This window comes from Myxococcus sp. AM009, assembly GCF_013372605.1.
GTDB lineage: Bacteria > Myxococcota > Myxococcia > Myxococcales > Myxococcaceae > Myxococcus > Myxococcus vastator.
In genome coordinates this window covers 17,835-37,747 of sequence record NZ_JABXEP010000024.1, presented here as the reverse complement: position 1 = coordinate 37,747, position 19,913 = coordinate 17,835, and the positions used below count along the sequence as shown (strand labels likewise).

Annotated in this window: 20 protein-coding genes; 4 read left to right on the top strand and 16 right to left on the bottom strand. The window is 71.7% G+C overall.

Annotated elements, in window-relative coordinates; all coding sequences use genetic code 11:
* Positions 1-66: 66 nt before the first annotated feature.
* The 11 genes from HV824_RS08745 to HV824_RS08695 all read right to left on the bottom strand — a co-directional run bounded on the left by HV824_RS08745 (position 67) and on the right by HV824_RS08695 (position 11,716).
* Entirely contained in the window at positions 67-915 is an 849-nt protein-coding gene (locus HV824_RS08745; protein WP_255207873.1) for an EamA family transporter, read from the bottom strand.
* Positions 916-1,210: 295 nt separating this feature from the next.
* The gene (locus tag HV824_RS08740) at positions 1,211-1,570 is read right to left on the bottom strand and encodes a hypothetical protein (RefSeq protein WP_176423056.1); all 360 of its coding nucleotides are present in this window, start codon (positions 1,568-1,570) and stop codon (positions 1,211-1,213) included.
* Between the two features lie 550 nt (positions 1,571-2,120).
* Entirely contained in the window at positions 2,121-3,755 is a 1,635-nt protein-coding gene (locus HV824_RS08735) for a hypothetical protein (RefSeq protein ID WP_176423055.1), read from the bottom strand.
* A 241-nt stretch (positions 3,756-3,996) separates the two neighbouring features.
* Positions 3,997-4,800 (bottom strand): heme ABC transporter ATP-binding protein, encoded by an 804-nt coding sequence (locus tag HV824_RS08730; protein ID WP_176423054.1) that lies wholly within the window; start codon positions 4,798-4,800, stop codon positions 3,997-3,999.
* The gene (locus tag HV824_RS08725) at positions 4,797-5,885 is read right to left on the bottom strand and encodes an iron ABC transporter permease (protein WP_176423053.1); all 1,089 of its coding nucleotides are present in this window, start codon (positions 5,883-5,885) and stop codon (positions 4,797-4,799) included. Before HV824_RS08725 ends, HV824_RS08730 begins: the two co-directional genes overlap by 4 nt.
* Positions 5,882-6,778 carry a hemin ABC transporter substrate-binding protein gene (locus tag HV824_RS08720; RefSeq protein WP_176423052.1) on the bottom strand — a complete coding sequence of 299 codons (897 nt, stop codon included), beginning with the start codon at positions 6,776-6,778 and terminating at the stop codon, positions 5,882-5,884. Before HV824_RS08720 ends, HV824_RS08725 begins: the two co-directional genes overlap by 4 nt.
* Positions 6,775-7,863 carry a hemin-degrading factor gene (locus HV824_RS08715; RefSeq protein ID WP_176423051.1) on the bottom strand — a complete coding sequence of 363 codons (1,089 nt, stop codon included), beginning with the start codon at positions 7,861-7,863 and terminating at the stop codon, positions 6,775-6,777. Before HV824_RS08715 ends, HV824_RS08720 begins: the two co-directional genes overlap by 4 nt.
* Positions 7,864-7,890: 27 nt before the next feature.
* On the bottom strand, positions 7,891-8,595 hold the full coding sequence (locus tag HV824_RS08710) for an HmuY family protein (protein ID WP_176423050.1): 705 nt from the start codon (positions 8,593-8,595) through the stop codon (positions 7,891-7,893).
* A gap of 37 nt (positions 8,596-8,632) precedes the next feature.
* Complete coding sequence (locus tag HV824_RS08705; RefSeq protein ID WP_176423049.1) at positions 8,633-10,648, bottom strand: TonB-dependent siderophore receptor; 2,016 nt, start codon at positions 10,646-10,648, stop codon at positions 8,633-8,635.
* A 131-nt stretch (positions 10,649-10,779) separates the two neighbouring features.
* Positions 10,780-10,968 (bottom strand): hypothetical protein, encoded by a 189-nt coding sequence (locus tag HV824_RS08700; protein WP_176419136.1) that lies wholly within the window; start codon positions 10,966-10,968, stop codon positions 10,780-10,782.
* Positions 10,969-11,077: 109 nt separating this feature from the next.
* A complete protein-coding gene (locus HV824_RS08695) occupies positions 11,078-11,716 on the bottom strand; it encodes a hypothetical protein (protein WP_176419135.1) in 639 nt (212 codons plus the stop codon).
* A 2-nt stretch (positions 11,717-11,718) separates the two neighbouring features.
* Between HV824_RS08695 and HV824_RS08690 the strand changes: the two genes are divergently transcribed.
* The 3 genes from HV824_RS08690 to HV824_RS08680 all read left to right on the top strand — a co-directional run bounded on the left by HV824_RS08690 (position 11,719) and on the right by HV824_RS08680 (position 14,197).
* Positions 11,719-12,615 carry an LEA type 2 family protein gene (locus HV824_RS08690; RefSeq protein WP_176423067.1) on the top strand — a complete coding sequence of 299 codons (897 nt, stop codon included), beginning with the start codon at positions 11,719-11,721 and terminating at the stop codon, positions 12,613-12,615.
* An 11-nt stretch (positions 12,616-12,626) separates the two neighbouring features.
* Complete coding sequence (gene aat, locus HV824_RS08685) at positions 12,627-13,331, top strand: leucyl/phenylalanyl-tRNA--protein transferase (protein ID WP_176419134.1); 705 nt, start codon at positions 12,627-12,629, stop codon at positions 13,329-13,331.
* An 83-nt stretch (positions 13,332-13,414) separates the two neighbouring features.
* Positions 13,415-14,197 carry a hypothetical protein gene (locus HV824_RS08680; RefSeq protein ID WP_176419133.1) on the top strand — a complete coding sequence of 261 codons (783 nt, stop codon included), beginning with the start codon at positions 13,415-13,417 and terminating at the stop codon, positions 14,195-14,197.
* A gap of 377 nt (positions 14,198-14,574) precedes the next feature.
* Here HV824_RS08680 and HV824_RS08675 read toward each other — a convergent pair whose 3' ends face one another.
* Both HV824_RS08675 and HV824_RS08670 read right to left on the bottom strand, forming a co-directional pair.
* Positions 14,575-15,576 carry a hypothetical protein gene (locus HV824_RS08675; protein WP_176419132.1) on the bottom strand — a complete coding sequence of 334 codons (1,002 nt, stop codon included), beginning with the start codon at positions 15,574-15,576 and terminating at the stop codon, positions 14,575-14,577.
* A 103-nt stretch (positions 15,577-15,679) separates the two neighbouring features.
* Positions 15,680-16,450, bottom strand: a complete 771-nt coding sequence (locus HV824_RS08670; protein ID WP_176423048.1) for a pilus assembly protein N-terminal domain-containing protein — start codon at positions 16,448-16,450, stop codon at positions 15,680-15,682.
* 54 nt (positions 16,451-16,504) lie between these two features.
* Between HV824_RS08670 and HV824_RS08665 the strand changes: the two genes are divergently transcribed.
* A complete protein-coding gene (locus HV824_RS08665; RefSeq protein WP_176419130.1) occupies positions 16,505-17,872 on the top strand; it encodes a hemolysin family protein in 1,368 nt (455 codons plus the stop codon).
* A gap of 45 nt (positions 17,873-17,917) precedes the next feature.
* Here the strand turns inward: HV824_RS08665 and HV824_RS08660 are convergent, their stop codons facing one another.
* From HV824_RS08660 to HV824_RS08650, 3 genes are all read right to left on the bottom strand, one after another.
* Positions 17,918-18,784: a hypothetical protein gene (locus HV824_RS08660; RefSeq protein ID WP_217917229.1), complete on the bottom strand. Its 867-nt coding sequence runs from the start codon at positions 18,782-18,784 to the stop codon at positions 17,918-17,920.
* Positions 18,762-19,310, bottom strand: coding sequence for a hypothetical protein (locus HV824_RS08655; RefSeq protein WP_217917228.1), 549 nt, complete (start codon positions 19,308-19,310; stop codon positions 18,762-18,764). Before HV824_RS08655 ends, HV824_RS08660 begins: the two co-directional genes overlap by 23 nt.
* Before the next feature lie 120 nt (positions 19,311-19,430).
* Complete coding sequence (locus HV824_RS08650) at positions 19,431-19,913, bottom strand: hypothetical protein (protein WP_176423046.1); 483 nt, start codon at positions 19,911-19,913, stop codon at positions 19,431-19,433.

The window sequence follows — 19,913 nt, the reverse complement described above, 5'->3', positions numbered from 1 at the left end:
GCCGCGCGCGGGCCCACGGCAGCGTGTGCGGGCATCGCGCCCGCGCAGTCCCGCGGGTGAGCCCAGCTACGTCGGCACGCCCAGCAACACCGCGCCCACCGCGACGAGCGCGGCGCCCGACAGCTGTCGTCGGCCCAGGCGCTCACCCTGGAGCGCCGCGAGCACCAGCGCGAAGGCGATGGAGGTGTTTCGAAGCGTCAGCACCGCTCCCGCCCCGCCCCCCGCCAGCGCCGTCAGCAACAGCCCGAACGACAGCGCGGAGATGAGCCCCGCCGTCAGGACGAGCCCCGGTGCGAGCAATGCCTCCCGGCGGAAGGCAGCCCACCCCTGCTGACGGCCTCGCTCCAGGAGGAGCACGGGCAGCGCGACGAGCAGGCCGGTGGCGAACAACGCAGGAGGCTGCGCGCCCGCCCCCAACGCCATCTTGTAGCTCAAGTGGTAGCCCGCGATTCCCACCGCCGACAGGGCCGCCCACGCCACTCCCATCCCCGTGGGCCCCGAGGGGCGGGACAGGTTCATCACCGCCAGCCCGACGCAGAGCATCACCACGCCCGACACCGTCCACGGGGACACCGCCTCCCCCAGCCACACCACGGACACGGGCCAGACGAGCAGCATCGCACCGCCACGCGACACCGTGTACGCGAGTCCGAGTGGCGCCTGACGCAGCGACCGCGCGAGCCCCGCGAGGTACACGCTCTCACACACGCCCGCCCATAGCGCCCAGGCGAACCCCTCCGTGCTGGAGAACGCGGGGCCCCGCATCCCCAGCGCCCAGATACCACTGGCCAGGATGACCACGGAGATGACGCTCACCACGCCCGCTTCCGGATTGGGATGACGCTTGAGCAGCGCGCTCCAAGCCGCGTGCAGGAGCGCGGACGACAACACCAGCACCAGCGCAGCAGTCTCCAATGCGGCTCCTCGACGAAGGCTCGTGCCCCTGACTCTTGGCGCACCGCTGGGTGCGCGATGGCGACGATTCGGGGTGCGCACCTGGCTCCGGGGCCAACTGTTCGACGGGCTCACCTGCACCCATGACGCGCCGACCTCTGTGCCTACGCCACGAGCAGGCTAACGCGTTTCATTCCTCGTGGGTCGGGCGCCAGCCCGGTGGATAACTGTTCGGAAATGTCGGGACTTTTACCGCCGCCAAAACCCCCGACATTTCCGAACAGCGACCTGCCAACCTCGGCCCGGCCCCTCTCTGTCAGGGCTCCTCATCCGTTGAGCCAGAAGGCGTGCCGTCCGCTGTCATGAGCACGGCGGGCAACTCAGGCCCCGTGGGCACTGGCTGGGGCTCCAGCGCAAGCGTCCGGCCGAATCGATGGCGCGCCTCCGCGTGCACGCCAAAGGACGCGCCCTCCGCATGCGCCACCAGCACGAGGTCTTCCGAGGGCGGCGTGCCAGCCTCGAAGGCCACGCCGTATGGCACGGAGCGCACGCCCTCCCCCACTCCAGGGGGAACGGTGAAGGCGGCCGCGCCCTCCGTCAGCGTGGCGCCGGCAGGAAGCGAGAGCCGCACTTCAACGGGTGCCTCGAAGCCCGCGCGCCGCTCCACTTCAGCCACAAGCCACACCTGCCCAGGCGAGGACGCCACCACCGTCCAGCTCACGCGCAGGGGCGAAGGAAGCCTCGCCGTGAGCCCAGCTCCCGGACCGGTGGCGTGCGCATGCCCAGCAGCGCCCAGCGTCGGCGCGTCGTCCGCTGGCCGTGCATCCTCCGCAGATGAAGAAGCACCACGGCTTGTCCAAGGCGCATGACCATGGCCTCGTGCCTCCTCCGTCCGGGCAGCGCGGTGCCCCGACGCGGGAGGCGCCGAGAGCGCACTGCGCGCGGAGACACCTCCCTGCATCGGAGACAGGGCAAGGTCCGCGAGAACCGGCGCCCGCACCACAGCCGCGTCCCCGGTGACGCGTGTGCGTACCACGGCTTCCTGATGAGCGAACGGCGCGAGGCGCTTGCGAGTCTTGCCGCGGAGGCGCTCCACCCCTGAAGCCACGCCCGTGGACAGGGCTCCCGCCAGCGCGAGCGCCAGGACGACGCCCGCCACTCGCTTGCGCGTCAGCAACATGCGGCCTCTCCGTGACATGGCGTCGTCATCGACATGCTCCGCGGCGTCACTGGCACAGCGGTGAGTGACTGAGATACGGGTAGGCGGACTCCGGCTCGGTGGCCGCGTCCATCACCCAGCGCGGGAAGCCCTGGCACATCATCGTGTCCAGGAAGTCCGCCAGGCAGGGAGCGGGGATGTCCGTCCGCGCCACGTCCACCAACTGGCCCGCCTCCACACGCCACTGGTGCCGCTGGTAGCCCCGTCGCCACGGCGCCGCGTTCATACCGGGGGCTGCGAGCGCCTCATACATCGGCTGCCGCGAGGACGTGCCCTTGCCGAGTCGGTAGAGGATGGCGGCCACCTCGCTCACCTCCAGCTTCTGCAGCAATCCCGCCTCCGGACGGGGCCGCGTCCACGCACCCGTCGCGGGCCGGCGCGCCTCCAGGTCCATCCAGAACATCGTCCCACCCTGCCTGTCGAAGTAGCGGGGACTGCCTCGCACGTCCGCGCTGAACCAGGTGGCCCACCCCTCACTCCACGCCTGTCCCGGGAAGGTGGGCACGCCGAGGTAGTGCGGGCCGCCCTCGTTCGGACTGGTGCCATGGCTGGCCATCACCCAGTGCCCGAGCTCGTGCAGCACCATCGCCTCCGACCACCAGGCCGCGTCGCCATCCCCCGGCAGCCACACCTGCGCGCCCCACGTCCGCCCCGCCGCCGTCACCGGCCACGGCGCGAAGCAGGCGCCGCAGGACCACGTCGTCCCAAAGCCGAGCCACACCACGACAGGCAGTCCCGCGCGGCCATACCGTCCCCGCGACTCGTGCCACGCGGCGCGCAGCGCGCTGAACACGGAGGCGGCTCCGGAGCCGTCCGCCTCCGCGATGGAGAAGACGCCCTGTCCGGCAACCGCGCGCGTGGACTGAGACCAACTCCAGATGCGCGCCGCGCTGCCCGGCACCTCCGTCACCTCCCGAGCCCCTCGCTGTCCCGGGTCCGCCACCGCGCAGGCCACGCGCGCGGCCGAGCCCAGCCCTGCCGCGTACACGACGATGCGGTCCTCTTCCCGAGGCTGCGCCGCGACCCGCACCGAGAACCGTCCATCCAGGCCCGACACCTGGAAGTCCATGAGCGTGGCCCCCTGATACGAGGCCACGAGGAAGCCTCCAGCCGGGACCCACTCCGCCTCGGCCGACCATCCGGTGAAGTCGGCATCCGGGAACCGGCGCGCGTAGCGCACGGTGCCGCTCAGCGTGGGCCCGGGCGCGCCACACCAGCCGCGCCCCTCCGTCTCCACGCAGCCCGCCGCGCACGCGCGCGCACGCCACTGCCCCTGGACACAGGCCTGCCACACACCGTCCGCCGAGCACCGCGAGCCGCCGTCCAGGCACGCCGCGCCCGCGGCGCAGTGGGCTCCGCCCTCCAGCACGCAGGCCTCGTTGGCACCGCAATCCTCCTGGAGATGCACGCCCTCCACGCACCGCTCCACGATGCGAGTCCCCAGACACCGCCCCCCCACCGGCATGGAGACACAATCCGCCGCGGTGCGCAGGGCCTCGCCGGGAAGAGCGGAGGCACACGCGCGGGCGCGGCACACCGTGTCCTCCGGCACACAGGCGGCATCACATGGCGGCCCGTCCTGCTCCGGCCCGCACGCCAGCACGAGGATGCCCAGGCACCACACCGCCGTTTCGAAACGCAATGCCGTGGCACCTCCGCGCCCGCCGAAGGGAGACGGGGCGGGGAGGCACGACAGCACGCCCGGTGTGCGACTTGGGAGCACCGGGCAGGCCAAGGCTCCCCTGCCCGTCTGCCGCCAGGGTGACGCAACGGCGCCCCCCACGGGAGAGGCCCTGGGTCATCACGCGCGGTGTGGAGGGGCACCGACGCCCAGGACCTGTCCCGCGGGGAGCTGAAGCCAGCGGGCACGGCTCCGTCCGTGCTCAGGGAGGCAGCGGCGTGCGACCCTCCGGGATGACCAGGGGACCGGGCAAGCCCGGCCACTCGACGACCTGCACGCGCAGGCCGAAGACGCGGGCCACCAACGCCTGGGAGAGCACCTTCGCCGGGGCGCCCAGCTCCACCACCCGGCCCTCGGCGAGCACGGCCATCCGGTGCGCGTAACGCGCGGCCAGGTTGAGGTCATGCAGCACCGCCAGCACCGCGCCGCCCTCCTGAGCGAAGCGTGCCGCCGCCTCCAGCACGAGGTGCTGGTGGGCCAGGTCCAGGCTCGCCGTCGGCTCGTCCAGCAGCAGGTAGCGGTGTCCGGAGGCCAACGGTTCGGAGAGCTGAGCCAACACCCGCGATAGCTGCACCCGCTGCCGCTCGCCCCCCGACAGCGTGAGGTACGAACGCGAAGCCAGGTGCCGCGCGTCGGTGGCATCGAGCGCCGCCACCGCCGCAGCCAGGTCCGCGCTGCCTTCAGCGCGGCTCGCGTGCGGACTCCGCCCCAGCAGCGCCACCTCCAGCGCCGTGAAGCCGAAGCTCAGCGACGACTCCTGGGGAAGCACGCCCAGACGCACGGCCCGCTCCCGCGGCTTCCAACGCGACAACGGGAGGCCGTCCAGGAGCACCTCGCCCGTCGAGCACGGCAGCTCGCCCGACATGGCGGACAGCAGCGTGGACTTGCCCGCGCCGTTGGGCCCCACGACGGCGAGCACCTCGCCGGGCCGCAGGGCCAGGTCCATGGGCCCCAGCGTCCGCCCACGGCCCCGCCACACCTCGATGCCACGCACCTCCAGGCTCATATGGCCCCCTTGCGCGACAGCAGCGCGACGAAGACGGGGACGCCCAACACGGACGTGAGCGCGCCCACGGGCAACTCAGAGGGGATGTCCGCCGTGCGAGCCAGCAGGTCCGCGCCCACCAGCAGCGAGGCCCCCAGCAAGGCGGACGCGGTGAGCAGCCGCCGGTGGTCCGGCCCCAGCGCCAGCCGCAACAGCGCGGGCACCAGCAAGCCCACGAAGGCGATGACCCCGGTGACGGACACCGCGGCCCCCACGCCCAGGGCCGCGGCGAGGATGAGCCGGCGCTTGAGGCGCTCGACGTCCACGCCCAGGTGCCACGCCTCGCGCTCCCCCAGCAGCAGGAGGTTGAGGGTGCGCGCCTCACGCAGCAGCAGGCCCAGGGCGATGAGCAGCGGGGGCGTGGCGGCCCCCACCACGTCCCAGGAGGCGCCGGCCAGGCTGCCCCAGGTCCAGAAGGTGATGGAGCGCAGTTGCGCGTCGGTGGCCATCTGCGTGAGCAGACCGATGCCCGCGCCCGCCCCCGCGCTGACGGCCACGCCCGCCAGGAGGATGCGCGCCGTCTCCGTGCGACCGCCCCCCCCACCCAGCCGATGCGCGAGCAGCGTTGCGCCCAGCGCGCCCATGAAGGCCGCGCCCGGCACCGCGAGCATCCGCAGCGAGCCCAGGTGGGCGCTGAGGGCCACGTCCATGACGATGGCCGCCACCGCCCCCAGCGCCGCGCCGCTGGAGGTGCCCAGCAGGCCGGGCTCCACCAGCGGGTTGCGGAACAACGCCTGCAGCGCGGCCCCACTGGTGGCCAGCACCGCGCCCACCATGATGCCGAGCGCCACGCGCGGCAGGCGGATGGTCAGCAGCACCGCCTGCGGCACGGACTCCAGCCTGTGGCCGATGTCCAGGCCCACCCGCTCCAGCAGGCTGCCCGCCAGCGCCAGCAGCGGCACCGTCACCGCGCCCACGGCGAGCGACAAGAGCGCCACGCCCAGCAGCAGCGCCGTCAGCAGCAGCCACGGACGCGGTGCTGCCGGCGGGAGGGGCTCCTGGGCGTGGCAGGTGGCGGAGACGGGCGCAATCCCCGACGCGCTCATTTGCGGCCCCCAGCCGGGGCCGCGTACCCATCCTGCAAGCGGCTCACGGCCTTGCCCAGGTGGGGCCCCAGCCCCATGAAGTGGACGTCGTCCACGGTGATGAGGCGCCAGCCGCGCACCTGTGACAGGCCGGGCGTGCGCGACAGGCCTGCCTCACCGCCCACCGGCTCCAGGGAGCTGGCCGGCATGAGGATGAAGTCCGGCGCCGCTTCGACCACCGCCTCCGGCGTCAGCGGCTTGTGGCCCGCATAGCCGGCGATGGCATTCACGCCGCCCGACAGCGTGACGAGCTCGCCCGCCGCCGTCCCCGTGCCCGCCACCATGAGGACGTTGGCCCCGCGCGCGTACAGCGCGAGGACCTTCGGCGGCTTCGCGTCCTCGCGCGCCGCCGTGCGCTCCCGCGCCTTGCGCAGGTCCGCGTCCAACTGCTTGACCAGGGCCTCCCCCTGCTCGACCTTGCCCAGGCGCCGCGCGAGCGTCCGGATGCGCTCACGCGTGGCGTCGACGGTGTGCTTGTTCGGCAGCACCACCACGTCCACGCCCACGGCCTTGAGCTGCTCGAGCACGCCCGGGGGGCCCGCCTCCTCGGACGCCAGCAACTGCGACGTCCCCAACGCGACGATGGCCTCGGACGACAGCGCCCGCTGGTAGCCCACCTTCGGCGACTTCCGGGCGGCCTCCAACGCCAGGCTGGTGTCGTCCACGCCCACCACCTGCCCGCCCGCGCCCAGCGCGAAGACGGTTTCAGTGATTGCGGGGCCAATGGTGACCAGCTTCGCCGCGTGGGCCGGGGCCTTGGCCGCCGCCTGGGGCTTCGCGGGCGCCGGCGCCGCCGCGTGCGCGAGCGAGGCCACCGCCATGAAGAGCCAGGACAGTCCGGACGCGCGGCTCATCGCGCCACCTCGCTCGCGGGCAGCGCCTGGGCCAGCGCCTCGGCGAGCGCCCGCCACTCGGGCGACTCGGGCTGCCCCGGCTTCCGCTTGCCGAAGATGAGCGCGATGTTGTCCCCCGCCTCGTTGAACAGCTCCACCGAGGTGACGACGCCGTCCCGCGTGGGCTTGCGCACGACCCACGCCGAGTGGACGTGGTCCGCGCGGACGTGGAGGTTGAAGTCCGCGTCCAGCACGTTCATCCACGGGCCCACCGGCTTCACGTTCTTCACCGGGCCGGTGTGAATCTGGATGCAGCCCGGGTTGCCCACGAAAATCATGATGGGCAGCTTCGCTTCGGCCGCCTTCTCCAGCACCCACGTCAGCGACGACGGCGCCACCGGGGTGGTCAGCTCCGGCTCGGCCAGGCGGAGCGCCTGGGTGCGCGCCACGCTGAAGCGGTTGAGCAGCATGAAGAACTCATGCGTGTCCTGGAGCGCGCGCCAGCCGGAGCGCAGACCCTCCGCGTCAATCTCACTGTCGGGCCTGGGCGCCGCCGCGGGCGTGGCCGGGACGATGCTGAGCACCGGCGACTGCTCCGCGTGGGTGAACTCCTTCACCAGGGCGTCGAACGTCTCCTCGCGCCCGGCCTCCTCCACGTAGATTTTGTGGACGGCCGTCCCCGACGCGTCGAAGAACTGGAGGCTGCGACGGAGGCCCTCGCCGTGCGGCTCGCGGAGGGCGAAGCCGAAGCTCCAGCGCGAGAAGAACAGCCGCAGGTCGATTTCCTCGTCCAGCACCAGCCCCTGCTTGCCGTGCAGCTCGATGTTGCGCCAGGTGCCACGCTTCTCGTGCACGGCCTGCGCGTTGCGCGTGAGCGACATCACCCGCCCCAGCGACTCGAAACGAGGCAGGAGCGCGTCCAGCCGGAGGTCCAGCCGGACGACGCTCTCGCCCAGTCCCGTGGCGAGCAACTGCGCTTCACTCACCCCCAGCTGCTCGGCGGCGTCACGGATGCGGGTGCGGGGCTGCTCCTCGCGGAGGGTCTGCCAGCGCTGGCGCAGACGGGTGGGCTCGGAGACGACATCAGCGTTCGCGGTCTGATTCATGTTGGACACCTGGAAGCGGGAGGAAGCTCAGTACACAGACGGCTGCGTCACGGCGCTGCCGCTGGAGGCGGGGCCAGGCACCTTCGCCCAGCGGAACGACAGCATCCCCGGCGTGCCCGCGTCGTCGTAGTAGGACTGCATGGCGACCTTGAAGTAGTCACCCGCGTCGGAGCGGACGACGTACACATTGCGACGCGCCGTGAGGGCGTGCGTCGTCATGTCATAGGCATACCAGCCGTCGCCCTGCTGGAAGGCGCTGTCCGGGTCCTCGCCCCGGTCCGGGCCGTCCTCGGCATCCGCGACGTAGCCCTCCGCCGGCGCTTGCGTCACCGCCGCGAAGTCCGTCTCGGGGAGCACCGCCACCGCCACGTCGCCGGTGCCACTCACGCCGCCCCGGGTGCGGACGTTGAAGCGGTTGAAGGCCAGGTCCCAGACAGTGTCCTCGGAGGAACTCACCTGCGCGCCCCGGTCCAGGTCCAGGCCAATCCAGTCCGCGCTGCTCGTCGCGTTCACGGTGGTGGTGTACGAGCCGTCATCGTTGGCCACGTGCTTCACGTGAGTGCCATCCGTCGGCGCGTTCTCATCCGGATTCCCCGGCTCCTGCGGGTCGGGATTCTGCGTGTCGCCGGGCGGCAGCTCCAGGTCATCGCCGCACGCGGACAGGGAGCCGGCCAGCAGCAGGGCGGCGGCGGTGCGGCCCAGGAAGGAGGAACGGGGAGAGAGGCGGGACATGAGGACTCCTTGAGTGAGTGAAAGGTGGAAGGAAGCGTCAGAGCCGGGCGGAGAGGCCGGCCTGGACGGCGCGAGGAGGAATGGGGAGGTCGGTGGGGTTGCCCGCGTTCGCGAGGTTGGTGCCCAGCACGAAGAACTGGAGCTCCTCGCGCAGGCGCCAGCCCAGCCGGGCATCCACGGTGACGTAGGTCTTCGCGTCGTACGGGTTGGCGACGCCGTCACCGTCCGTGTCCGGGTAGAAGGGGCGCGGCCCCACGAGCGCGCCGCGCACCCATGCCTCCAGGCCCGACGTCCGGTGTCGCCAGGTGGCCTGCGCGGTGAGGCGATGACGCGCCTGCCCCTCCAGCGCCAGCCCCGTCTCCTCAGAACGGCCGTCGGTGAGCGTGTAGCCCAGCTCCGCGGAGACGCGGCCCGGCAGCTGCTGGCGCACGCCCAGCTCACCGCCGCGCACGCGCGCACGCGCGATGTTCACGTAGGTGAAGAGCTGCTGCGGACCGACCAGCTCCGTGGAGACACCAATCATGTCCCGCAGGTTGTGCTGGAAGGCGCTCACCCACAGGAGCGAGGACGCCGCCGGCTTCACCTCCACCGACAGGTTGAAGCTGCGCGAGCGCTCTGGGCGCAGGTCCGGATTGCCGTGCACCCGGTAGCCCACGCTGGGGTTTTCGAAGTCGAGCAGCAGCTCCTGGAAGCCCGGCGCCCGGAACGCCCAGCCATAGCTGCCGCGCAGCGTGAGCCAGGACGCCGGGTCCATGCGCGCCGCCAACCGCGGCGTCACCGCCGTGCCGAACTGCGTGTCCGTGTCCACGCGCGCGCCCGGCACCAGCGTCAGCTTCCAGCGCGGCGCCAGGGTCCAGTTGTCCTGCACGTAGAGGGACGCGCGGGCGCGCTGGCCGGTGCCGTCCTCGCCCAGCCGGTTCGCCCGCAGCCATTCACCGAGCAGCTCCGCGCCCGCCACGAAGGCGTGGGCGTCTCCCACCTTCGCGTCCAGCTGCGCGCCCAGCCGGCCCTGCTGCTCGCGCGTGTCCTCGATGGTGTCCAACGCGTTGGAGCGGCGCTGGTCTCTCAGGTAGCGCCGGTTGAACCACGCATAGGCGCCATCCACGCGCAGCGAGGCGTTGTGGGACAGCGTCCACCGGGGAGACAGGCGCACGGAGAGCGAGTCATCCCGGCTGGCGCGGTCGAAGGTGGCGCCCGTCACGCCCACGTCCACGCCGCGCTGCACCCGCCGCGCATAGGTGGCGTTGGCCTGCAGCGCCGTGCCCTCGCTGACGCGCAAGTCTCCGCCCGCGGACGCGTCAATGCCATCCAGGCTGCTGCCCGTGGTGCCGATGCTCGTCGGGTCCAGGAGGTACGCGTCCCGCCGCGCCAGACCGCCGCTCAGGCGCAGGCCCCAGTCCTCACCCTTCGCCTCGCCGGTGGCGTCCAGCTCCAGTCGCTGCAGGGAGCCATAGGAGGCGCGCAGCTCGGCGCCCAGCGGCCGGCGAGCACGGCGGGTGATGAGGTTCACCACGCCCGCCACCGCGTCGCTGCCGTAGAGGACCGACGAGGGGCCCTTCACGACTTCCACCTGTTCGATGTCCTCGGTGGACAGGCGGGACAGGTCCACGCTTCCAGCGACCCGGCCGGCCACGCGCTCGCCATCCACCAGCACCAGGACGTACTCGGGCGACAAGCCCTGCAACTGCACCGTGGCGCCCGCGAACGTCTGGACCACCTGGAGCCCTGGATGCGCGGCGAGCAACTCCGACGCGTCCCGCGCCCCGCTGGCCAGGATGTCCGAGCGGGTGATGACCTCCGTGGCCACCGCTGAATCCTCGAGCCGCTCCGGTGAGCGCGACGCCGTCACCACCGTGCGCGCCTCCGGCAGCGCCTCCTCGGCGGACGCGGGCTGCGGCCCCGCATCGGCCTGGGCCACCCGCGCGTCGGACGGAGCCTCCGCGGTGGAATCCTCGCGGGAAGCCACCTCGGCGGCTGGCGCTTCACTGCCACCGCCCCACGCCGTCCACGGCATGGCACAGGCCAAGAAGAGCAAACACCCACGCCACGCCATGCTGCGTCCTCCGGCGCGAGGCCGGGGGCCTTTCACGCGAAGGCCCTGCAGGGCGCTGGGCTCAAGGGCCTCGGGCCTCAGGAAACAACCTCACTGCACCGGGCCCGCGCGGCCCGGGAACGACGCACACGTCAGCGGCCGGAGCCGCTCACCCGCGCACCACCACCTTCCGGCGGCGTCCGCTCCAGGGGCACCACCCGCGTCCGGTGACAGCGGCGGCACTTGAGCTCCACGCCCTCCGGCACCAACCGCGCCAGCAGGCTGCCGCACATGCAGCGCAGCTCCTCCGCCCCGCCTTCACCGTGGCAACCGTCGCGCATCACCGCTCCTGGCTCGAAACGCGGCGACGATATTGATAGTGATTTTCAAAGTCAAATGATTGGTAAAAAACCGTCCCTGCGAGAATCAGGGTGTGTGGGAGCGCGCCGCTCAGTGAACCTTGGAGCGCGCGGAGGTGTCGCGCGCCAGACGCACCTTGGGCGTCACCATGCGAGCGACACCAAAGTAGAGCTGCTCCTCGGTGTAGACCTTGCGCACCCGGCGGGGGCCGCCGGGGTGGTAGGCGGGGCCGGGCCGCTCCAGCCACTGGAGGATGCGCACCTCGCCAGAGTGGGCCATGGCGGCCAGCAGCTCCGGGGGGCACAGCTTGAGGTAGCGGCGCACCAGCGGCTTGAGCTTGCGGGAGAAGTTGCGCCCCAGCACGGCATGGCGCCGGCCGGCGTGCAGCGTCCCGTCGAAGCGGCGCGACAGGTGGAAGAGCTCGTGAATCACCGTCTCCACGCGGGCCTGCGCGGTGGAGCCCCGGAAGAAGAGCGGCCGGAGGGTGACGCAGTACAGCATCCGCGTGCCCTGGATGCGGATGATGGGCTTGCGGCGTCCGGTGCGGTCCGTGCTCTTCCCGCCCCGGAAGCACAGGGGCTTCACGGTCCCCCGGGAGGCGCGGCGGGCCTCGCCGGCCACCACGAGGATGCGGCCCGCCTTCACATGCCCGAACTCCGGCATCTTCGCCGCGATGTCCCGGATGAGGGAGCGGAGCGTCTTGTTGAAGTTGGGGCGGCGTCGGGCCACGGCTGGTGGACAGTCTAGCGGAAAAGCCCTTGAGAGGACTCCTGGGGGTGGCCACATTGTCTAGCGTCATGCGCTTGCGCTCGCCCATGTTCCGACTGGCCGTGGTGCTGTCCCTCTGTGCGGGGTGTGCCTCCGCCCCCACCCGGCCTTCCAGTCCCGCCGTCCTCACCGCCCAGCGGACAGTCGTCGCGTCCCAGGGCCTCACCGACGCCCTCCTGCGCTACGAGGCCCAGGTGACCAGCCCCGGGGAGGGGGTGGTGGAGCGGGCCGACTACGAGCTCGTCGCCGACGGCCAGGTGGTGAAGACGGGCACCGCGAAGCTGGACGTGGCGCTGACGCCCGGCGCGCCCGCGGACGTCTCCTTCGAGGAGCGCGCGCCCTACGTGAAGAACGCGGACGACCTGGCGCGGCTGAGCGCCCAGGGAGGCACGCTGCTGCTCGCCCTGCGCGGCACGCTCATCGTGCGCTCGGGGGGCCAGGAGCAGACGATTCCCTTCGCCGCCAGCCGCGCGGCGCGGATGCCCCGGCTGCCCACGGTGGTGGTGGAGGAGCTGGACGGGGCGCGCTACTCGGATGAGGAGGTCCAGCTCAACCTCCGCCTGGGCGTGCGCAACCCCAACCCCTTCCCGCTGCGGCTGGAGGGCCTGACGTGGACGGCGTCGGTGGCCGGCAAGACGCTGGGCAGCGGCACGCTGGCGCGGGCGGACACCGTGGACGCGTCCGCCACGGGCGTGTACCCGGTGGAGCTGGCGGTGACGAAGGACACCTGGGGCCCGGAGGTGAAGGCGCTCATCTCCAAGGGGCTTTTGCCCTATGGGGTGATGGGTGAGGTGACGGGCCCGCTGCTGCGCGTGCCCTATTCGCTCACGGGCGAGGTGAAGCTGAACGTCTCCCGGTAGAGTGGCGCGCCGTGCCCATCTACCTGTTGAGTGACGAGCACCCGGAGCTCTTCCCGCCCCCGGAGCGCGCCGACACGAGCGGCGTCGTGGCCGTGGGCGGTGACCTGCGTCCGGAGCGGCTGCTGGCCGCGTATGCCCGCGGCATCTTCCCCTGGTACAGCGAGGGGGACCCCATCCTCTGGCACTCGCCGGACCCGCGCTTCGTGCTGACGCCGGACGCGCTCCACGCGGGCCGCTCGCTGCGCAAGACGATGGCGCGCGGCGTCTATGAAGTGCGCTACGACACGGCCTTCCGGCGCGTCATCACCGAGTGCAGCCGGGTGCCGCGGCCCGGGCAGGCGGGCACCTGGATTACCGAGGAGATGATGGAGGCCTACGTCACGCTCCACGAGGCGGGCTTCGCGCACTCGGTGGAGGCGTGGGCCCAGGGCGAGCTGAAGGGCGGCCTGTACGGCGTGTCCCTGGGCGCGGCCTTCTTTGGAGAGAGCATGTTCGCGCTGGCCCCGGACGCCTCCAAGGTGGCCTTCGTCACCGCGGCGGAGCGCTTCCAGGGCTGGGGCTTCCAGCTCATCGACTGTCAGGTGGAGACCGAACACCTGGCCCGCTTCGGCGCGGAGAACTGGCCCCGCAGGCGCTTCCTCGCGGCGCTCGCCCGGGCGCTGAAGGAGCCCACCCGGCGCGGGAAGTGGACGCAAGACGCGGCCGGGGCGACCTGATGCTTTCAGAGATGTGCGGGCCCCTTTGAATATCGGCGGTGGCGGGCCGTCACGTCCTCACCCCGCCGCCAGAGGAGCCGCCCATGCGCTGGAAGTCCGCTCTGTTGCTGCCGCTGTGCCTTGTCACCACCGCCTGCGGCACCTCCGCGAAGCACCAGGCGCTGCTCGAACGCCGCGACGCCATCCGGCTGGCGGACGTCGAGCGCGAGCAGGGTGAACGGGAGCAGTACCGGAGCGTCAACGGCTTCCAGGACACGCGCTGGGGGATGACGCGAGCGGAGGTCCTGGCCGTCGCGCCTGGCGCCCTCCCGTCCAACGCGTGGGGAGACCTGCGAGCCCTCGGCGTCGTCGCGGACCGCCCCGCCGTCATCGACTACGTCTTCGCCGACGGACAGCTCGCCCAGGTCTCGCTCCGGTTCCGGACACCGGGCGCGGTTCGAGGCGACTTCCGGGCGCTGGAGGAGCTGCTGAGCATGAAGTACGGCAAGCCGGCCTCCAGGGAGGACTCCGCCCTCGACGCGGCCCAACACCTCGCGCTGGTGGAGATGAGCAACAACCTCTCCGAGGCCTCGGCGAACTACCACGCGGCGCGCTCGGGCTACCGGTCCCCCACCCCAGCGGTGGGCTCCTTCGAGCGCCAGCGGGAGGCTGATGCGCGGAATGATGCGCTGACCGCCCACTACGACTACGCGCTCGAGTCCACCTGGAAGGACGCCGAGACGGACCTGGTGCTCACCGGCACGCAGCAGCCCGGAGCGCGCGGCCTCTCCCTCCAGTACCAGAGCGCGCGGCTCACCCCCTACCTGTCCCAGGAGCTGGCGGTCCGCGCGGAGCAGCGCAAAGTGGAGCAGTCACTGGAGCTGTAGCCGCGGCGCTCAAGGGCCGCCGCGGGCGAGGACCTGCGGCGGAACTCAAGGACGCGAACAGCACGGACTCATCCGACCGTGGATTCAGAACGTGGTTCCAGTCTCCATGAAAGTCCCTCCGGACGAGGTGGAGCTTGCGCATAGCCCCTTGAGCGCTGCTGACACCCGTGTGGTAGCTGGACCGTTCCGCGACCCGTACATGCTCGACTTCCTCGAACTCGCTAACACATACAAGGGGACGCAATAAGTGACGGCGGGCTCCGCCACCGCGTAGATGCAAGCCCCGCGAGAGAAAGTGCGCATGGAACAGGCACGCTGCTGGAGCCCCAGCGGCCCCCTCTCCCAGCCCAATCCAAGGACTCAATCCCCCGACGCCCCTACTGCTTGCACGACGACAGTGTGCGCTTCCCGAACGCCAGCTCCTCCTCCGTGGGGCTGCCGTAGCGCACCGTCTTCGGCGCCGCCTTGGGCCTGCCAGCGTCGTGGACGTGGAGCACGCCCAGGTCGCGGCTGAGCACGGTGCGCAGCCCGGTGCCGTCATAGAGCGCGCCAAAGAAGGCACCACCGCCGCGCAGCGGTAGCGGCGCCAGCGCACCCGCCGGCCGGAGCAGCAGCGCGGTGTGGTCCTCCGTGGCCCACTCGCAGGGGTCCTTCTTCCCGTCGCGCTTCATCCACGACACCAGGATGTCGAACACGGCGCTGCCGTCATCCCACCGGCTGCTGAAAATCTCCCACTCGCGCTGGCACTCCGGGGCCTCGCACGACGCGCGCTCGGGAATCACGTCCGACAACTCCAGGGGCAGTCCCCGGCCCTCCTTGCTCGTGGAGTTGTCATCGGCGCGGCGCAGCTTGCAGCCCGTGGGCGCGTCCTTCTGGCGCAGCGCCACCGGCGTGCCCGACAGCCGGCCCGGGGGCAGCACGTCGCAGTCCACCTGCAGCTCGGACATGAGGTACGTCTTGCGGTCCGCGTCCGTCCCCATCCGCACCGCCCACCACACCACGGGCACCGCGCGGCAGGCCGCCGAGTCCGCCTTGCCGAACACCCACAAGGGCACGGACGGGTCGGGCGCGCCCAGCTTCCGGACGTCCACATCCTCCGGCACCAGCTTCACGCCGGAGCGGTCACGCTCGCCCTCCGCGAAGAAGCGGTCCTTCGACTCCGGGATGATGGCCTGATGCGCCAGCCAGCCCGAGCCCTTGAGCCCCACCAGGTTGCGCGCCGTGAAGGGCACCACGGCCGGGCGCTTCGGACAGCCGCGCTCGGGCTCGGCGGCCGCAAAGGTGTCCACGTCATCGAACTGCGCGGACGCCACCAGGGGCATCAGCAGCGCCAGGCTCGACACCCACGCCTGCGCGGTCAACCGGACTGCCAAACGCATCGGGCTCCTCCACGAAGAAGCGTCCGCGGCCGGTGGGGGCGCGCGGGCGAAAGAGGGAGCCTCCCGTCATACCGCAAGCCCGCGACACGCCAAGCCCAAGGCCTCAGCGCTTGCGTGACTTCTTCTTCGGCGGCGGCAGCACCTCCACCGGAATCTCCCGCTCCGCCTCCACCACGGCCGGCGCACCGGCGTCAGCGGGCTCGGGCGGCTTCACCTCCTGAATCTGGTCATCCAGCGGCACCCGGCCCACGGAGCGGTGGAACAACTCCCACAGCGCCTTGCGGTGCACCTCCGGCGAGCCCGCGCCCGACACCACCACGCCCGCGCCGCTGTAGCGGGCCTCCAGCCCCAGCGGCTCGAGCCCCTCTCCCAGTGAAGCGAGCTGCTCCTGGAGGATGGGCAAGTCGAACGTCAGCTCCAGCTCCCGGGCCACGAAGGCGTCCGTCTTCAACAGCTCCAGCAGCGCCAACCTGCACGCGGAGTCCTTCACCGAAGCACTCAAGGAGCGCTCCGTGCCGGTCGTCGCGTTCAGGTCCGGACAGGCCTCGCGGGCCGCGGCCAGCCGGGGCGCGGGGTCCTCCGGCGGCGGCGAGCCCACCGTGAGGCGCCACACGGCGAAGCGGCCCCCCGAGTACAGCAGGAGCAGCGTCCGCCCCGCCTTCTGGCCGGTGAGCAACAGCTCATTGCTCCCAGGCAGCAGCTCCGCGTCCGCCACGGAGGCGTCCGCCACCTGGACCCAGTCCACGGTGTCGAGCTTGTGGAAGCGCTCCTTCCCGGGCTCCAGGGGGACGACCAGGTCCACCGGCCACGCGCGCGCGCGCGCCGGGACGAGAAGGGCCAGGAGTGCTCCAACAACGTACATGCGAGCGGACATCAGGGCTCCAGCGCAGTGGTGTGGACCCTTAGCACGGGATAAGAACAGGGCTCTATGCCTACCTGGACCCTCTGGGTCGCCTGCCTGGCGCTGAGCTTCATCAGGGCCCTTGTCGCCGCTTCGGAGTCCGCGCTCTACGGCGTGTCCGACCTGCGAGCACAGGAGCTGGTGGACACGCAGCCGGGCCGCGCGACGCGCCGGGTCCTCCGCCACAAGACGGACCGCGAGCCCGTGGCCACGGCGCTGCGCCTGGGCATGGTGCTCAGCGGCTTCCAGGCCGCGGCCATTGGGGCCTTCGTCCCGCCGCGCATGCTGGACTTCAGCCGCTACGGCGAAGCCGAATGGCTGCCGGTGGCCACCGTCGCCGCGGGCGCGCTGCTGGTGGGCGTGCTGGCCACGCTCATGGAAGTCACCATGCGCGGGCTGGCCAACGGCAGCCCGGAGCGCTGGGCCCTGCGGCTGTCGGGCTTCACCGCGCTGCTGGTGACGGTGCTCTACCCGCCCATGCGCGTGGCCATGGTGGTGCTCAACCTGATGGCGCGCACCTTCGGCCGCACGCTGCGCTTCGAGCCGCCGCCGCCGCCGCTGGAGGAGCTGGAGAAGCTGCTGGCCGCCCAGGCCGCGAAGAACGAGGTCGACAAGAGCGCCCCGCAGCTCATCCGCTCCATCTTCGAGCTGTCCGACAAGCGCTGCCGCGACGTCATGGTGCCGCGCACGGAGGTGGTGACGGTGGACATCACCATCCCCCCGGACGAGCTGCTGCGCCTGCTGGCGGAGGAGAACCACTCCCGCATCCCCGTGTACCGGGACGACGTGGACCACGTCATCGGCGTGCTGCACGCGCGCGACATCATCCCGCTGCTCCAGCACCCCGAGCTCATCGTCCTGCAGGACATCATCCGCCCGGCGCACTTCGTGCCGTGGATGAAGCCCATTGGCGACCTGCTCCGGGACATGCAGAAGCAGAAGATTCACATGGCCATCGTCGTCGACGAGTACGGCGGCTTCATGGGCGTGGTGACGCTGGAGGACATCCTCCGCGAAATCGTCGGCGACATCGGCGACGAGTTCGAGGTGGAGGAGAAGCACGTGGAGAAGCTGGCCGACGGCAGCTTCCTGGTGGACGCCGCGCTGGAGGTGGACGCCTTCACGCAGACGTTCGGCTTCCCCCTGCCCGAGGGCGACTTCGACACGCTGGGCGGCTTCCTCTCCTCCATGGCGGGCCACCTGCCCGACGTGGGCGAGCGCTTCGCCTACAGCGGCTGGCAGTTCGTCGTGGCGTCCAAGGAAGGCCCCCGCATCGACCGCGTGCGGATGTCGCGCGGGAAGTCCGGCCTCACCAAGGACGGCAAGGCCACGGAGCCCCGCGACGGCCTGCCGCGCGAGCCCGGCCGCGAGGAGCAGGCCTCCGCGAAGAGCTGAGACCCCAAGCGACACCGGCCCCGCTCCGGGGCCGGTGTCCGCGCGCTACTGGGACCAGTAGCACTCCAGCGTCTCTCGCGCGGACTTGCCAATGAGCTCGCAGTTCTCGAAGCGGGCGCGATCGCTGCCGCCGAGCTGCTGGCCGTAGCGGTCCGCGAAGCGCCGGAAATAGGCATCCGGAAGCGCCCGGGAGTCGAGCCGGAAGTCCGCCGCCGGGGCGCGCTCGAGCTCCAGCCGGAAGGCGATGCCCCGCCCGGCGACGAGCCTGCGGATGCTGGCCTCGTCGGTGATGGCCTGCTCCACCAGCTCGTTGAGCGGCTGCCTCAGCGACACGGCGCCGTCCTCGCCAGTGCGCCCGGTGCGCCGCGCGGCGCCCAGGGAGACGCTCCAGTGCAGCGGGCCCTTGAGCGCGAAGGTCCGCTCGTCACAGCGCTGGGAGCGCTCCTCCTCCACCTCGCCGGTGTTGACCACCTCGCGGGTGACCTCCTCGTCGGTGAGGGCCGTCACCAGCGGATAGATGGAGGCCAGCGCCAGCACCACGCCGAGCGTCATCGGGAGGTCGATGTCCTCGTCCTCGGACTCGCCGTCGGACATCGACATCAGGACGCCGCCACCCCCGAGCATCGCGAGCCCGCCGAGCAACGAGCCCATGGGCGGACTCGTCGTGGTGTCGACGCGCTTCTTGCTGAACTCGGTGGAAATCTCGGTGCAGGTGTTGCGCTTCACCGCGACGCGGCCCACGTAGGACGCATCCACGACGCTCTCCAGCGTGTCGCGGTGGGTCTCCCCCAGGGACGCCTCGCGCAGCCGCTCGCCACGCACGTACTCGGACGTCGTGCCGCAGCCCGCCTGGGAGAAGAGCAACGCCGCCAGCCCCGCTGCCCCGAACCTAGAAGAGCCGGTTGCGCGCATCTTCCATCGCCCCACAAAGCCGCGAGTAGTGTTCCAGCGCCCGCTCCAGCCGCAGGCTCTTGTCGACGTCCGTCTGCCGCCCGGGGACGAAGTCCCGCACCGACGTCACGGAGAGGTCCACATAGGGCAGGCTCTGGAACTTGCCGGTGGGCTCCGCGCAGTAGCGGTTCTCCGCGCTGCACTTGCGGAACATGGAGTACGTCCCGGTGTGCTTCTCCTTCACGCGAAGCCGGAGCGTCGCATCGTTCCCCCCATTGAGCCGGATGACCTCAATGGGCAGCAACAACCCTCGCAGGTCCACGATTTCGGTCCGCTCACGGGGCTTGTCCAGCACCATGATGCGGCAGTCCTTCACCGTGACGTGCACCTCCGTGTCGTTCCACGCCTCGATGTGCTCGCGCAGCCACGCCTCCGTCTGCGCCTTCGTCGGGTCCACCTTGCGCGCGAGAGCCGGGGGCTCTGGAGGTGCCTTCTCCGCGGCCAGGGCACCGGCGGAGCTCAACAGCCCCAGGGAAATCGGAAGCATGTATCGTCGTAAAAGCGACATGCACCACACGGTGCCATGTCCTGCACTCCGTCAGCAACGGACAAGTCCCATGTCACCGCATGGGTAAAGCCTGCCCCACGGACATGTGCGCCAGCGGCCTCAGCCCCCGTCCAGCGGCGGCACCCAGGCCAGCGGCAGCACGCGCTCGGACGTGAAGGGCGCGCGCCGCTCGGTGCCGCCGAAGCGCAGCACCACCCCGCCCTCCACCCGCACCCGCCGGGGCACCGGCGCCGGCCCGCCCGTGGGGCGCGCGCTGGCCAGCGGGAAGAGCACGCGCAAGGGGGCGCTCCCGTCCGCGGCCAGGGGGGCCGCCACCTGCTGCGTGCCCACCGCCACGCGGCGGCCGTCCACCCGCAACGTGAAGTCCACCGCGGCCAGCGTGGCCGCGTCCGAAGCGGGGTTCGTCACCGCCAGGTCCAAATCCAGAACGCCAGTGCCGTCCTGCCGGAAGTCCACCTGGAAGCCCACCACGCGCACCGCGTCTTCATAGGCCCGCGGCCGGAAGGGCACCGAGCCCAGGCACCCGGACACGGCGAGCCCGCCTCCCAGCAGCCCCAGGATGACGGCCCGGCGCGAGCGCAT